This is a genomic window from Leptolyngbya sp. PL-A3 (genome assembly GCF_039962325.1).
Taxonomy (GTDB): Bacteria; Cyanobacteriota; Cyanobacteriia; order Elainellales; family Elainellaceae; genus Vacuolonema.
Genome location: NZ_JAMPLB010000006.1, coordinates 199,969 through 214,928, shown reverse-complemented (window position 1 = coordinate 214,928; position 14,960 = coordinate 199,969). Strand labels below are relative to the sequence as shown.

The 14,960-nt window shown below is 48.0% G+C and carries 11 protein-coding genes and 1 pseudogene; 8 read left to right on the top strand and 4 right to left on the bottom strand.

The window, feature by feature from the left end; genetic code table 11:
- Positions 1-398, bottom strand: a pseudogene (locus tag NDI52_RS07560) (IS21 family transposase); the annotation flags it as partial.
- A gap of 634 nt (positions 399-1,032) precedes the next feature.
- Here NDI52_RS07560 and NDI52_RS07555 point away from each other — a divergent pair.
- From NDI52_RS07555 to radC, 3 genes are all read left to right on the top strand, one after another.
- The gene (locus NDI52_RS07555) at positions 1,033-1,599 is read left to right on the top strand and encodes a hypothetical protein (protein ID WP_348256380.1); all 567 of its coding nucleotides are present in this window, start codon (positions 1,033-1,035) and stop codon (positions 1,597-1,599) included.
- Between the two features lie 707 nt (positions 1,600-2,306).
- A complete protein-coding gene (locus tag NDI52_RS07550; RefSeq protein WP_348256379.1) occupies positions 2,307-3,002 on the top strand; it encodes a hypothetical protein in 696 nt (231 codons plus the stop codon).
- Positions 3,003-3,132: 130 nt separating this feature from the next.
- Entirely contained in the window at positions 3,133-4,035 is a 903-nt protein-coding gene (radC, locus tag NDI52_RS07545; RefSeq protein WP_348256378.1) for a DNA repair protein RadC, read from the top strand.
- On the opposite strand, the gene NDI52_RS07540 is transcribed toward radC, so the two are convergent.
- Positions 4,028-5,008, bottom strand: coding sequence for a ParB/RepB/Spo0J family partition protein (locus NDI52_RS07540; protein ID WP_348256377.1), 981 nt, complete (start codon positions 5,006-5,008; stop codon positions 4,028-4,030). The genes radC and NDI52_RS07540 overlap by 8 nt on opposite strands.
- Positions 5,005-5,787, bottom strand: coding sequence for a ParA family protein (locus tag NDI52_RS07535; RefSeq protein ID WP_348256376.1), 783 nt, complete (start codon positions 5,785-5,787; stop codon positions 5,005-5,007). The genes NDI52_RS07540 and NDI52_RS07535 overlap by 4 nt, the downstream gene beginning before the upstream one ends.
- A gap of 238 nt (positions 5,788-6,025) precedes the next feature.
- On the opposite strand from NDI52_RS07535, the gene NDI52_RS07530 reads away from it, so the two are divergent.
- From NDI52_RS07530 to NDI52_RS07515, 4 genes are all read left to right on the top strand, one after another.
- Complete coding sequence (locus NDI52_RS07530; protein WP_348256375.1) at positions 6,026-7,102, top strand: replication initiator protein A; 1,077 nt, start codon at positions 6,026-6,028, stop codon at positions 7,100-7,102.
- Between the two features lie 757 nt (positions 7,103-7,859).
- A complete protein-coding gene (locus tag NDI52_RS07525; protein ID WP_348256374.1) occupies positions 7,860-8,105 on the top strand; it encodes a hypothetical protein in 246 nt (81 codons plus the stop codon).
- Between the two features lie 321 nt (positions 8,106-8,426).
- Positions 8,427-8,813 carry a response regulator gene (locus NDI52_RS07520; protein WP_348256373.1) on the top strand — a complete coding sequence of 129 codons (387 nt, stop codon included), beginning with the start codon at positions 8,427-8,429 and terminating at the stop codon, positions 8,811-8,813.
- A gap of 761 nt (positions 8,814-9,574) precedes the next feature.
- Positions 9,575-12,988, top strand: coding sequence for a PAS domain S-box protein (locus NDI52_RS07515; protein ID WP_348256372.1), 3,414 nt, complete (start codon positions 9,575-9,577; stop codon positions 12,986-12,988).
- A 79-nt stretch (positions 12,989-13,067) separates the two neighbouring features.
- On the opposite strand, the gene NDI52_RS07510 is transcribed toward NDI52_RS07515, so the two are convergent.
- Positions 13,068-13,685 carry a hypothetical protein gene (locus NDI52_RS07510; protein WP_348256371.1) on the bottom strand — a complete coding sequence of 206 codons (618 nt, stop codon included), beginning with the start codon at positions 13,683-13,685 and terminating at the stop codon, positions 13,068-13,070.
- 480 nt (positions 13,686-14,165) lie between these two features.
- Between NDI52_RS07510 and NDI52_RS07505 the strand changes: the two genes are divergently transcribed.
- Positions 14,166-14,522: a hypothetical protein gene (locus NDI52_RS07505; protein ID WP_348256370.1), complete on the top strand. Its 357-nt coding sequence runs from the start codon at positions 14,166-14,168 to the stop codon at positions 14,520-14,522.
- The last annotated feature ends 438 nt before the right edge of the window (positions 14,523-14,960 follow it).

Genomic DNA, 14,960 nt, shown 5'->3' with positions numbered 1-14,960 from the left:
ATCATCCCTGGCTCATGGCGCAATTCGAACATCACATCCCGCGCTTCACCATGCAGGGCTTTCCATTCCTGCACTCGTCGTTGCAGGGTTCGCAGTACCTGAGGGTATTGTCCGGGATAGCGCTCTTGCAGATACTCGAATAGGGTCATGGGCGTTAGCCCTGGCTCTCGTTCTAGCATCGGTTTCAATTCGCTTTCCCAGACCTCGGCTAGTGGATCATGACCCGTACGGCGAGGGCGCTCTTGCCCTCGCTTGGGCTGATGGGTGCCAGCCTCGATGCGTTGGCCAGTCCGTTCTGAAAATTCGGCAATGGTAGCTGAATCTACCTGAGTCAACCCCAGTTCTCGTGCATTCATGTACACTCGTATTTGAAAACTTTCAATTGTTTTGCCAGACATTGTTCGGGTCTCCACTTCGCATGCGGGACTTTTGAACAATGTCTTTTTTGTCGTTGATTTTGTCTGATACCTAAGCGTCAATTGGCGATCTCACAGGTGGTCGTCAAATCCGCCTACTGCACTGTCGTCTCCTGACAAGGGCATTGTCACCTGACACCCCTCAAAGACATTTAACACTTAGGCGTATTAAAAAATTGCAGATTGCCTGTTAGTTATTATTCTTGACCTCGATGGCAGAATCCCTACAGTTCTTGCTTGGAAAAATTTCTTTTTGAAAATACTTACATAAGCGGTGTGTTTGGCTTGAGTAGAGCAAGATTTGATACACCCGGCCTATTTAATCGAAACACGTATCGTTGCGTACCCTGCTTTCCCATGCTCTCTAATGAATAATGAAGATCTGAACAAAGCGGAAGTTTGCGATCGCTACATCATTCCTGCCCTCTGCTCGGCTAGTTGGGAAATAGGGTAATTCGAGCCGAAAGTTTAGCTCTACAGATGCTTAGATGATTATAAGGGGACAAATGACAGGGTGAGGGAAAACTCGACGAGCTGACCATTTGTTATACTCCCTATTAACCAGGCGATTGCCGTTATTACAGTAAAAGACAACAAGCACAGCCTGAGGGCGGGGATGCAGCAGGCATTGGTCTATGCAGATGCGCTTCAGGTGCCGTTTGTTTTTTCATCCAATGGCGATGCGTTTCTGCTTCATGACCGGAGTGGCACCTATGGCAGTCCGGTAGAGCGGGAGATTCCGTTGGAAGGCTTTCCTTCGCCGGATGAGTTGTGGCAGCGATACAAGCAGTGGCAGCAGCTTGAGGATGCGCTGGAGAATTTACTGACAGCTCTCTATTTCGTGGAGTTGGATAGGCAAGACCCTTGCTACTCTCAGCAGTTAGCAGTGAACCGGACGATTGAGGCGATCGCCCTTATGAAAGTAGGCATCTTTGGTGCAATGCCTTCCCCCTATATGAGTGGAAGCTGTTGCATAGCACAGCGTAGAGCAGTCTCATTCTACAAACCCAGAAAGCTTGATCGAAAAGATCTTAAAGTTTTACTGGCACCTGTGGTTGGTAAAAGCTATGAATTTTTTCTCCTAAGTTCCACGCTCAAAAATCTTGCAGCTTTGCTATTTCTTGTGGAAGCAAATTGGCTTTCCTCCATGCCTAAAAGCGACTTTTTAGGTAGGTCTCAATAGTTCTTTGGTGAGCTGCCGGAGAATTTCTGTTAATTGCCCAATCAACAAGAAGTGCCTCGTTATAGCGAATGGTGCGAGAATTCCATCGATAGTAGTGAATTCCCTCTAACAGAGGTGAGTCTTTCGCAAGCCGATACTTCTTCAGGGTTGTTGGGCTAATTGAGAGAAGAGCCGCTGCTTCATATTTGTTTAAGAGCTTCACTGGAGGAAGAGAAAGTATAGGTGCACTTGTTTTTTTCCTCATAGGTCCTTACCACCACTGAGAAGAGTACTTTTCATATCACAACACAGTACTTTTTCGTCCCACTCAACATCAAACGCCCCATATATCTCCAAAAAGCTCCGCTGCCACCTGTGTTGATAGGAGTTTCAGGATATGACTGAATCGGGATCCTGAAACTTAGTTTGTTCTTAAGAAGGAGCCTCCCGTGCTCGCAGCCACACTTCTACGGTCTCTCATTTACTCTGTTAGTAGATAAGGTGGAGCTAAGACCAGAAAATGCTATGTTCCACGCTATAAATATGGTTTATTTATGAATTTGTCGCTACATCCTTATTAAATACCTAACTTCTTAAAAAGAAAGAATATGTTGAAAAATGAACTTCCTTCTTATGTTTAATTTTGCTTCCAAAACAGCGTGGAACAATCATGAATTTAACGCAAAATTATTAAGCCCTAGACTCTTTAACTAAAGGCTTAAAAATTAATGAATCAAACTTTGCAGCGCAAAGTGCATCATCTCCGTGAGATAGGCTTCACTACTCCTGAGATTTGTGCGCACCTTAATCTTGGGCTTGATGCCGTTATTTCTTTGCTACTGCATGAACCTGTTTCCCGTGCTCCAGTTTCTAAGAAACGTAAAGGCGTCGTAGGCAGACCCAAAGTAACACTGCATGAAAGTGATTTCGTGAGGTTAGTGAATATGCTTACTTCTCACCAAGAAGCAGCGCCGCTCTGGACGCTTCCTTGTGTGATTCAGGAGTTACGATTGACCATTGGGCCACGGCTTTCAACTGATACGCTCCGTCGCTATCTCCATAGCAATGGGTTAACCTTCTCTCAACAGATGAAGGAATGTTCTCTTTTAGAAGAAGTGGAGGAACTTGTGAGAGTTAAGCGATCGCTTCTTTATGTATTGACCCACTCTCATGCAAGAGATTTTGGTTTTGACTCAGTCAATGCTACAGCTCTTATAGGAATTAGTTCATCTAATCGCCTCGCTTTCTCTATTTATCAACAAAGCCGTATTTCTTGCCCAGCTTTGTCAAATTTTCTCACGAGATTGTTGCTCCTTCACTCCCAACGACATGTGACGGTTTTCTTTCCAAAGAAGCGGTACGGTTATCTTGTACAAAGAAGTATCGTTCCTTCTTCCCAAAGGCTTCATTTGGTCCCGTATTGAAACTATCAACTCTCTCCACCTTCAAGCGCTAACATTCAGAACAATTTTTGTTCTGAAATACCTCAAAGTAGGATATAGGAAGGCATACGATAACTTGCTTCTTCAGGTTAAATAGACTTTTTCCAAGCCTATGGTAGCGTACTCCTATAAGCTTTCAAGTACTTCATGGTCGTCCGACCTCACCTTCAATTCTTCTCAATCCCATGCATCTGAAGTTTCCGTTGAAGAGTCTTTCGAGAACAGTACGGCAACGCTTTCTTCTCAAGCTATTCGAATTGTAGAGAGTGACAGCCCAGTTGAACGACTACAGACAAGTGGACCTAGTTCGCTCTCTACTGAAGAACTACTTTCGTTATTGCTAAGCGCAGGAACATCAAGTTCGTCTCTTGCATTGACGCAGCGTGTTATTGAAGCAGTGCAGCAAGGTGATGGAAACCTTTGTAAGCGTCTTCTTCGGGTGGACATGACCGAGCTCATCGCCGTATCGGGAATGGGTGTCGCACGAGCGGCACGGATAATCGCCGCAGTTGAACTCGGTAGACGGCTCTACCTACAAGCACCTTCTATGGGCACTGTGATCGACACCCCGGATCTTGCCGCCGCTGCGATCGCCCCTCATCTCATGTGCAAACCCTATGAGGCATTTGTCGTTGTATGTCTTGATATTAAGCACCGGTTCCTCTCATCAAAGCTCCTTTCAATGGGAACCGACACTGAGACTCTCGCCCATCCCCGTATTATTTTTGGCGAGGCTTTACGGCGAGGATCAGCACGAATTATCGTGGGGCACAATCATCCAAGTGGAGATGTCGATCCTTCCCCGGATGATATTGCGCTCACTAGACAACTTCTCGACGCAGGAACACTACTTGATGTACCAGTCCTTGACCATTTAATACTTGGGTGCGGCACCTATAAAAGCCTTCGCCAAAGCACGCAGTTGTGGAAAGAGATTCCTCAAGCGCCGAGAGAAGGAACCGACACGACAGTCCATGAACAATCAGGAGTTCATGCGGTATGGCCGATTACGTAGAGGTTTCTTTTCGTTCGCTTTCTGTTAGTAATGCTTCTAAGTCCTTCACAATCTGCTCAAAGCGCTTTTTGTGTGCTGTGTGCTGCAACAAATTGTTGACCTTCTTTGCTCGTTTCAGTGAAACCTCAAGACGTGCAAAGAGTGATCGCTCAGCTCCCAGGTTACTCCTCTTTTTCACGCCCTTTGTACTTTCCTGTAGACGCTTTTTAATATCTCGGAATGAGAGTTTTTGAGAGAGTGCCTCTCTAAGGAGTGCTAATCGAGCGTCTTTCTCTTTTATCTTATTGAGTTCTAGCGCTGATGAGTAGGAAAGGCCCCTTTTAAGGTGTGCTTCCTTTAAATCTTCTGGAAGGGTAAGCGTAGGAAGGTGTTTGGTCCGAAATGTTTGCAGTTCAATGTTGAGCAATGAAAGAAGCACTTCAATTTGTTGCAACTCGTTGCTCGGAGCGACGTCGCTCCGAGCTTGTTGATCTGAATGCCCTTCTGAACGAATCACGGCAATTGCGCGATCACGTGCGATACCACATTTTGCTTCAATAAGTTGCAGAATTCCTTCTGTTTCTTCAAGCTTACTTAAGTCTTCCCGTTGAAGATTTTCTATCAAGGCAAATTCAAGTGCCTCTTCATCAGTGTAGTGGTCAATAAGACAACGTACCTTATTAAGCCCTGCTGCTTTCGCAGCCCGCCATCGACGCTCACCCGCGACAATCTCAAACGCGTCATCATTACGACGACGGACATTAAGCGCACCACGAAATCCCTGCTCCTTAAATGTATGAGCTAATCTTTCAATGCTCTTTTCTGAGAAGTATTGTCTAGGTTGGTAGGGTGCAGGAATGATTTTATCGATAGAAATCCATTCCGCATCGCCCTCTTGTATTTTTTGTGCCTCTTGCTGACCTTCTCCTGAAAGAAAGCCATCGAGAACTCCTTTCCCCCTCAGGGTAAATGCTGCATTTGTGCTAGGTGTCATGAAAGTCTCTCTATTACTGCCGCAATCTCTTCTAATTGCTCAACGGCTGGATGACGAGGTGTCAATTTTGCAAGTGGAAGGTTATGGGCAGTGGCTTTAGCAAAGTCAGTACGTCTTGGAATAGGGGGGAAGACTGTTGTTTGCGCAAAACTTTGCTTCTTCTGAAGTGATGCAAACAGTTCTTCAATCGTTTGCAGTGCACGTTTTGCTTGTGACGTTCTTTCGTCATACATCGTGGGAATTGCCCCTGCAACTTTCAAGGTCCGGTTGACTTGTTGGGCAATTTCGTACGTCGTTTGTAGAAGGTTAATCGTTGCTTCAACCGATTTGTATTCGGTTTGAATTGGAATTAGCAGGTACTGTGCAGCGACTAGGCAGTTGACCGAAAGAAGCCCAAGAGACGGAGGACTATCAATTAAAATAATGTCATAGCTTTTCTTTGCGCTTTCAAGCACATCGTGAAGCCTATATTCTCGCCGCAGTTCTGAAGAGAGCTTGAGTTCTGCTTGCGCAAGTGTGAGGTTTGCGGGCAGAAGATCACATCCAAAAATGTCTGGAATAATAGGGAGCGGCTCATAGTGAAGAAGACTATCACACAACGTCTTGTGGAGATCAAAAGGACTTTGTCCCATGAATGTGGTAAGCGATGCTTGAGGGTCTAGATCGACAAGGAGCACGCGCTTCTTAAAACGATCCACTAGATGAAAGCCAAAATTCATAGTCAGCGTTGTTTTCCCAACCCCACCTGACATGTTAAAAAGTGCAATAGTTTTGTTCATGTATGTAGATTTAATTGGGATATCTTTAGTGTGAAAACGCTATTGACTAACTAAATTCTCTTATTTTTAGATGTTTTACCCACATTCGGAGCGACGTCGCTCCGAATGTGGGTATTAGGTGAAAAAGACTATAGCTTTTGTGCCAAAAAGCGCAAAGATGTTTAGCGATCTTTCAGTAAGATAACGTCTGTAATAGGAGCTTTGAGAAGTTTCTTAAGATGGATTCCATTTAGGTTTCATGGTCACTCGAAAACCCCCTCCCAATGACGCCCAACTTAACCTCTTTACTGCGGTCTTTACCGATATTGCAACACGGGACACGCAGGACACAATGGAGGTGCCTTTTCTTAGCCTCTCGAAAAAGCCCCGCTTCACTCCGATTACCTACAAATCTGATACGGCAGAAATTACTGTGAGTGGTGGTGCTCCCTTTGGCATTGCGACGATCTGGGATTGGGACCTCATAATGTGGCTTTTAAGCCAAGTGCGAGAGTCGCTCGACCAGGGAGAGAATGCTTCACGCAAGATCCGGTTTCATCCTCATTCATTTCTTAAGGCAGCACGGCGTGCTATTGGAGGGGTGCAGTACCAACGGCTCGATGATGCTATTAAACGCTTAAAGAATACGACAGTAGTCACGACTCTTCGTGCAACGCGAGGGAGGACAGTCATGTTTAGTTGGCTTGAGTACGGTGAGCTCGAACGTGACGAGCAGGGGAGAATTCAGTACGCCACCGTGGTGCTTCCTGAATGGTTGTTTGAGGCAGTCAGTGATAATCGGCTCGTGCTCTCACTTCATCCTGATTATTTTCTGCTCACTGGAGGAATTGAGCGGTGGCTCTACCGCTTCATTCGTAAGCAAGCAGGCAGTAATCGTGCAGGGTGGGGGTGGTATTTTCAGACGCTCTATGAACGGTCAGGGAGTACTCAACGGTTTTCCGATTTCGCGATCGCGTTACGAGAAATTGCTGCAAAACGCACGTTGCTCGACTACGCACTTACCATCCAGGAGAAGGACGGACGAGAATATCTCCATGCAAAGCGCGCCATTGAGGTGGCGGACCAGCCAGAGCCAGAGGTTATGCCTCTCACGCCTGCGCCTCAGTTTCTTCATCTCCGCACGGCAACCTATGAAAAAGCAAAGGAGCTTGTTCCTGGGTACGATGTGTATACCCTTGAGGCCGACTGGAAAGAGGCCACGAAAAGAAACGGTGTTTTAGTTGCTAATCCTGATAGTGCGTTTCTTGCGTGGTGTCGAAAAGTGGGTGCACGTCCTACCAGAATTGCTCGTAAAGGGAGCAAGGGCTGTGGATAACTCCTTTTGACATTTGGTCTATTACCCGCATTCCATTTGGTCTATTACCCGCACGGATTTGGTCTATTACCCGCATCCATTTGGTCTATTACCCGCATGAAGGCCCTTTTTCGTGAGTGATTTTAAGGGGTTGGAGCGCCTAAACTCTTTTAAACTTTATTAAACTCTCTTCTAAACGGGATGTGACCTGTGGATAACTTCGGCTCGTTGAGGCCCTCTGAGCGGAAGATCTTTTTTAATTTTTGAGGAGAGAGGATTAGGAACCTCATTTCGTCGTTTTCTTTAGCTTGTACTTCTAAGGGCTTGTATAACGGTCATAAATAGCTTCTAGAGCGCATATTCTCCTTGTGTAGGGGTAAGGGGAGGGGGAAAGCCAAACGCTTCTCCTAGAGGCATTTCTGAGGCTTTAAAGCAGTGCTGAAGAAATTGATTGCGTCGTGGGTGTAGATGGGGAAAAGATCATTTGGTCTATTACCCGCACAGACGACAGAGCTATTTGGGCTATTACCCGTAGCGCCTATGGGTGGCACATTTTTTGAGAAGTGAACGGAACTAGATGAGGGAGAAGAAAGCGAAAAAGAGTAGTACTTCGTGCAAGGCTTAGTCTGGCTTGTACGACAAAAGAGAATAAATGATTTCCTACTTCAGCAATACGATCCCGAGGTGCAGGAATTCCATTTGACAGAGACAAAAAGGAGCGGCTCACAAGTACAACTTACTTGTAAGCACACACCTGCGATGCACAAGTGAGGAGACTATGGCTACGAAGGTTATGGCAGCGCCTCGTCTTCGTAAGGGGCAGAAGGTAAGTTTTATCGGTGGCAGTGGCGTAATTAGAGGCTTTCAACCTGAAGCTGGAACCTGGTCCTACTTAGTCGAGATGGAATTGGGGCCAGAGCCGGAGATGGGAAGAATTGGCTATGAAACAATGATTCTTCTTTCCCAAGCTGACTTAACGCTCCCTAGTGAAGCCGCATGTTTTGAATTCGCATATAGTGCATAGTGCTGCTCTCTACGTTTATGAAAAAAGAGAACTTCAGGGAGAAACTCAGTACTGAAATGCTTAAGCGATGTAGCAGATGGTCGCGTAGTCGCGTGGCTATCTTCTTTAAAGGCAGCCTCTTTAAGGCTGCCTTTTTCTTGGTTGTGTAAGGTTTGCGCGTGTTACACCTTACAATTTCGATAATAGAAATAGATAATACAGTAGGTATAAAATAAATTTATAGCTCACTTCATAAATACTTAATCTATGCCATAGGTGGGAAGACCAGGGGTTCTCTACATGAAATAATTCTTTGGCTTGTTTTACCAGCGTTGTTTTCCTGTGCCTGATTCTGTCTATCGAATCTTGGTTGTTGATGATGTACTCGACAATTCATTTTTACTGCAAACCGTATTACAAGCAGAAGGGTATGAAGTTGAATGTGCTGATAATGGCCAATTAGCTCTTAAAAAGGCTGAACTCTTCTCTCCTCATTTAATCCTGTTGGATCTTATGATGCCTGGGATGAATGGGGATGAAGTCGTTTGGAAGATGCAAGATTCTCCAAACGTTTCTGCTATTCCAATCTTTCTCGTGACCGCTTATGGAGAGTCAGAATCCATTCAAAGTGTAGAAGCACATGTAGAAGAAATTATTCACAAACCTATTGACTTTGAAAACCTCTTACTACGTATTAAGAATCTTCTCGTAAATAAAGAGATTTTTTAATCTTATTATTTATCATTCTGTAAATGAACGAAAAGAATCCCCTCGGGTTACCCGGCGAACGTAAGGAAAACGTCGTTAATTGTAGGGTATTCCCTCTATAAAAGAATGAAAGTGGACCTAGCGAAAGTTGAGTTTCTCTCGGGAACATCAATTGAGAAGCAAAGCTTGGTTACCACTCGATAAAAAACCGCAGGTGAAACTGCGGCTCGCGGCTTAAGAGGTTTGTTATGTACAGGATCCGGTAGCATTACAACAAAGACCTCTATCAAAAGAAATATAGTGCTAATGCTCGTAACCCAGGGAGATGTTTTCCTTCTCCAAAAGTCTAAAAAATAGGAACAAGAAACTGTGCTCCTCGGCTTATTCTCTGATTTGGACTTACCATCTTAAAAGAACTCCTTTTGCAAGGCTACACTTCTGTGATGTAGATTAACTTTCTACGCCTACCGATAGAAGAATAAGTGTTTTATCGGATGGTATAGCTGAAGAGACTGCATTTAACTGTTCGTGCATTGTGCTTGTAATTGACCACTCAGAGCTTGTAGGTCTTGTCCGTGAAGCCAGGCAACGCCTGGGATTTTTACAGGTTAAGGTTGCTGCAACGTTAGGAGTTTCTTTTCAACGCGCCAACCGCGGGGAGAACGGACGAACTAAGCCCTTGTTGATTGCAGCAAAGCAGACTGAGCATTTGCTGCATCAGAGAGGTGATTCGGGCCAGGATCTCTTAGTTAAGCACTTCTCATCGTGAAGACAAAGACTGTATGAGGGATCGCCTCCAGAACAACTCTGTTCTTTCCGAGAATGGATCACCTCAAAGCAGCAGTGGGGCGGTTACCGAAGCTGATGTCCTGATGACTGCGGCGCTAAGAGAGCGTTCCACAAGACAACCCAATTTAGCGGCAGAAAACCAAGCGTTGCGGGCGCTCTCTCAACGACTGATGGACGAGCCACAGTCTCTACTCAGAACGCTCGTGGAGATTGCCAAGGACCTCTGTCAGGCCGACACGGTTGGAGTGAGTCTTTTAGAGACATTACCCGGTGGTACTGCTGTCTTTCGTTGGGTAACGATCGCGGGGTCATTAGCATCTTTGGAGCAAACGACTACACCAGCCAGCTTTAGTCCGTGTGGTACAACAATCCGTTGCAATTGCCCGCAGCTCTATGCGTATCCTGAACGCTATTTTACCTACTTGCATCACCCCCAATTTCCCATTGTCGAGGGATTGCTGTTTCCGCTGAGCGTGAACAGTCAACCACTGGGCACCATCTGGCTTGTTTCTCACACAGCCGGGCGACACTTCGATCAGGAAGACCAACGGCTAATGGTCAGTCTTGCAGGGTTTACTGCCACTGCGTTGCAGAGCATCCATCTGCGGCAAACGGCTGAGCACGCATTGCAACGAGAGCAGGAAATCCACACGCAGCAGCAACAAGCAGAAACGTCGTTACGCCAAAGTGAGGCGTTTAATCAGCAGATCCTAGACAGCAGCGATGACTGTATCAAGGTTTTGGATTTATCAGGGCGGCTCCTATACATGAACCAAAGGGGGCAGGCGTTGATCGGTATTCAGGAGATGGCCCCGTTCCTGAACACTGCTTGGGTTGAGTTCTGGCAAAACGTTGACGACAGACAAGCAGCGGTAGATGCGCTTGACATGGCAAGAGCAGGCGGCGTGGGCAACTTCCAGGGCTACTGCCCTACTCTAGCGGGCGAACCAAAATGGTGGGACGTCAAGCTGACTCCAATTTGGGGGGTAGCGGGGCAAGTTGAACGTTTGTTGTGCATCTCGCGGGACATCACTGAACGCAGACAAGTAGAAGAGGAACGTCACCAAAATCAGGAGCGCCTGCGGACGAGCGAGGAGCGCTTATCCGCAATCTTCTCACAGGCAGCGGTGGGGCTCTCCGAAATCTCACTTGAGGGGCATTTCCATCGAGTCAACGACGAGCTTTGTAAGATGTTGGGGCGATCGCGCCAGGATCTGTTGGTCGCAGGTGTGCCGGATGTCACTCATCCAGATGATGTACCTAGGAGCCTGGAGGCGTTTAGACAACTGGTTGCAACGGGTGAGCCAATCTCGTTTGACAAACGTTATCTACGTCCGGATGGAACGATCGTCTGGGCAAACAGCAATCTCACCCGCCTCGACGATGAGCAGGGTCATCCACGCAGCGTATTGGCAGTCACCGTTGATCTGAGCGATCGCAAGCGCGCAGAGGAAGCGTTGCGTGAGCGTGAACAACGCCTATCCATCGCCACCGAAGCCGCCCAGTTAGGAATATTCGAGTGGAAAGTGCCCGAGGATGTCACCATCTGGGAAAACGATCGGCAGTACGAACTGTTTGGACTTACGCCTGCCGATGGTTCAGTTTCTGCGCAAGAGTTTTTTGAGCACTACTTGCATCCAGATGATGTCGAAGCCCTCACAGTGAAAATGACAGAAGCGATGCAGACGGGCATTTTGTTGCAAACGAGTTACCGAATTTGTCGCAAGGACGGCACCACGCGCTGGATCGAAGTTAACGGACAGTTTGAGTATGCTGCTGACGGTTCACCGCTGCGATTTATTGGCGTTAATGCCGACATCACCGAGCGCAAGCACGCAGAAGCCACCATTTTGCAACGGGAAGCGCAACTTCGCCAACTAGCGGACGCAATGCCGCAACAGGTTTGGATTACCGATGCTGGAGGCAACACGCACTACGTGAACCAGCAATGGACAACTTACACCGGGCTGACACTGGAACAGGCCCAAAACATTCACTATGTGGCTCAAGTCATCCATCCCGATGACTTTAAGATAACGAGTGAATTGTGGAGTACTGCACTTGCCACGGGGATGCCCTATCAAGCTGAATTTCGCTTAAAGCATCAGGCTGATAATACCTATCGTTGGTTTCTCTCCCGCGCAATCGCGGTTCGTGATGAACAGGGACAAATTGTGCGGTGGTTTGGCACGAGCACAGATATTGAAGAGTTTAGGCGTGCCCAAGCTGAACGAGAACAACTCCTGGCCCGTGAGCAAGCCGCACGCGCGGAAGCCGATCGTGTCAACCGAATCAAAGATGAGTTTCTGGCAGTGCTCTCCCATGAGTTGCGATCGCCCCTTAACCCGATTCTGGGTTGGTCCACTCTGCTCTTGGGTAACACACTAGATGAAGCTAAAACTACTCAAGCGCTTATCACAATTCAACGCAACGCTAAGCTGCAATCTGAACTGATTGAAGACCTTTTAGATGTATCCCGAATTCTGCGCGGTAAGCTCAGCCTGAATGTGGCTGTCGTTAATCTTGTTTCCATCATTCAGGCGGCGATGGAAACAGTACGGCTCGCCGCAGAAGCCAAATCAATCCACGTAGAAGCACGCCTTGCACCAGATGTATGCCTAGTCTCGGGTGATGCTACTCGATTGCAACAGGTGATTTGGAACCTCCTCTCAAATGCGGTCAAGTTCACGCCTAACGGAGGTCGGGTAACTATTCAGTTGGAACGTCTTGACTCCCATGCTCAAATTTCCGTGAGTGATACCGGGCAAGGAATTGAGCCCGGCTTTCTGCCCTATGTATTTGACCACTTCCGTCAAGCGAACGCTGCAACCACGCGGCAATTTGGTGGACTGGGGTTAGGACTCGCAATCGTGCGGCACTTAGCCGAATTGCACGGGGGTACAGTCGGGGTTGAAAGTTTAGGGGTGGGAATGGGTGCAACCTTTACCGTCAGACTTCCACTCATGCCCACACACATAAGCGCTTATCAGCACAGCCGATCATCAGAGTCGTCTTGTGAGTTGAATGGGATCCAAGTTTTGATCGTGGACGATGAGCCTGATTCACGGGAGTTTGTTGCCTTTGTGTTAGGGCAAGCTGGAGCACTCGTAATGACAGCAGCGACTGCCGATGAAGCATTGATCACGTTAATGCAATCGAAGCCAGATGTGCTGCTCAGTGACATCGGGATGCCTGACACCGATGGCTACATGCTTATGCAACAGGTGAGAGCCTTGTCGCCAGCGCAGGGCGGCCAAGTTCCGGCGATCGCCCTGACAGCCTACGCCGGAGATTTTAACCAGCAACAGGCATTGCAAGCTGGATTTCAACAACATGTGTCAAAACCTGTGGAACCTGAGGTGTTGGTAAGGGCGATCGCAAATGTACTCGGTCAGACCAAGTGTTAAACATCTCCAGAGAGGTCTGTCGCAGCGTAGTTCGCTCTCAATGCCCGTTTCCTTCATTGGCATACAGTACTTTTTCTTCTTAAGTTTTTCTCAGCTTGTTCTTTGGGTGCAGTTCCCAGAACGGTCTCTCTGGCGGTACAAACGTGACCCTTGAGAGTCCTGCGACACGGCGACGATGGTTAAGTGCAGTGACGAGCTCTCGCATCTGAGCAACTACGCCGGGAAATCGGTAGTAGGGGAGGGAGTTCACCGCTCGCTCTACGATCGCCTGTGGGTAGAGCGCTCGCTTGTGAAGCCGTGCTTCGACGTACTGCCACACCTCACGTCGTACCTGCACTGACACGCCCTGGTGAATGACTTTAATCGAGTACGCTCCAATGTAGAGCGGGACGAGCGTTGCGTCGTAGCTTTGAATTCGCTCAAACGCAGGATGATTACCTTTGGTGGCAAGCAGCACAAACGTGTGATCAAACCGCACGTATTGAACGACGGCTAATCCCTTTTGCTTTTGTCGCATTCGCTTCGTGCGACATTGCGTTACGCCATACACGTCAACGAGCTTTCTATCGATCGCTTGTGGATCTTTGTCTGTCGGAATATGGCGGAGTGCCCAGCGTGTGTAGCCATAGCGCATGTAATCAAGGGCAATACGACGGAGGAAGTGACCTAAGGTTGACACCTCATACAAGTACGGCATGTGGGCCTCCAGCGGTATCAAGAAGCGGACTGCCGTTGTGGTCAGTCCGCAAAAGTCCCCTTTCTTGTCAACCTTGATGGTGCACCTTTGTGAGTAAACTCTGTGTAACCTTGCACAAAGTCCCTTCTCTCCACACAAACGCATCGCGTCGCGATACGTTTGATCGCGCGTGCCACCTTCCTTAAGCTGTCACACAGCCCGGAAAATCAGGTCGTTGCGAATGTGTGTCTATAAACCATCATGGAGTTTTTCCAGTTCAAGAACTGCACTGGTTGAATTGGCGGAAGGCTGTGTTTCAGACCCACCGCCAATCCCACGAAAGAGGGGAACTCATAGAGAGCGTACAACCACCTCAGAGCTTTCGTGCTCATTGTGCTGTGTACCGTGGGCACCACCCCACGGTACTTTTGTGCAGCACCAATGAATGTGCAACGGACTGCCTTGCCCTTTGCACATCTCGCATTTCTTGCGAGATCCTACTTGCTCCACACTCCCAGTCTGGTCAGTTTTAACCACCTAGGTGACAAGCCCAGGCACCGAGAGGAGCCACCTCCCGGCCTGCCAGACCTTCCCCGGTTAGCACATAAAGTTGATGAACGAGTCACGTTGGTAGGGGATTGTTATCCTCAGGGCTACTGCACTGGCGGCTGTGCCGCTCCCATTGCAGGTTTCCTCGTGCGGAAGGCAGAAGTGACCACGAATTACTATGCAGCGCCTTTTCCTCAGTTCGGCATCGTCTCTCGTTCATCTGACCAGCAAGGGCTTTCGCCCCTTTCACAGTTGAGCTCTTCACCGTCGCGATTTCGCGCGATCGTCGAAGGTGTCTCCTCCGATTGACTTTTTCACAAAAGCCAAGCTCCCTGCGCTGGATAGGGTTGCACACCATATGTGTTGCCACACGTAGGCTATGCCCCCCTATGGGGATTAGTGCGCATGAGCACATCACCCGCTTCCGTATGTGCGACCTCTCTTGAGGTATGTCCCGGTCGCCCAACTTCCGTTACGTAAATGCTTCTTACGATGGGATAGAACGATTGGATTACTCTGCTTGCACAGGATTTGCACAATCGAGCCTCCCTGAGAGCTGTACAAATGCCTCTCAACATATACAGCTCGAAGCGTCTCGGCAGTAGTGCAGGTGGCTCACCTGCCCTCTTTTACCACTAATGGTGAGTTAGTGGCCGAGGGCTGCCGGTACTCTCTCTATGACGTGTACCCACCGCCGTGTTTGGCGAAGTAGCACAGTTGTCACGCCTGCATTAAGGGAATTATGGT

Bases quoted from the DNA above. Each gene is read 5' to 3' on its own strand.
- NDI52_RS07525 (WP_348256374.1), top strand. From the start codon at position 7,860: ATGGCTACGAAGGTTATGGCAGCGCCTCGTCTTCGTAAGGGGCAGAAG.
- NDI52_RS07530 (WP_348256375.1), top strand. From the start codon at position 6,026: ATGGTCACTCGAAAACCCCCTCCCAATGACGCCCAACTTAACCTCTTT.
- radC (WP_348256378.1), top strand. From the start codon at position 3,133: ATGGTAGCGTACTCCTATAAGCTTTCAAGTACTTCATGGTCGTCCGAC.
- NDI52_RS07510 (WP_348256371.1), bottom strand. From the start codon at position 13,685: ATGCCGTACTTGTATGAGGTGTCAACCTTAGGTCACTTCCTCCGTCGT.
- NDI52_RS07535 (WP_348256376.1), bottom strand. From the start codon at position 5,787: ATGAACAAAACTATTGCACTTTTTAACATGTCAGGTGGGGTTGGGAAA.
- NDI52_RS07555 (WP_348256380.1), top strand. From the start codon at position 1,033: ATGCAGCAGGCATTGGTCTATGCAGATGCGCTTCAGGTGCCGTTTGTT.
- NDI52_RS07515 (WP_348256372.1), top strand. From the start codon at position 9,575: ATGAGGGATCGCCTCCAGAACAACTCTGTTCTTTCCGAGAATGGATCA.
- NDI52_RS07540 (WP_348256377.1), bottom strand. From the start codon at position 5,008: ATGACACCTAGCACAAATGCAGCATTTACCCTGAGGGGGAAAGGAGTT.
- NDI52_RS07550 (WP_348256379.1), top strand. From the start codon at position 2,307: ATGAATCAAACTTTGCAGCGCAAAGTGCATCATCTCCGTGAGATAGGC.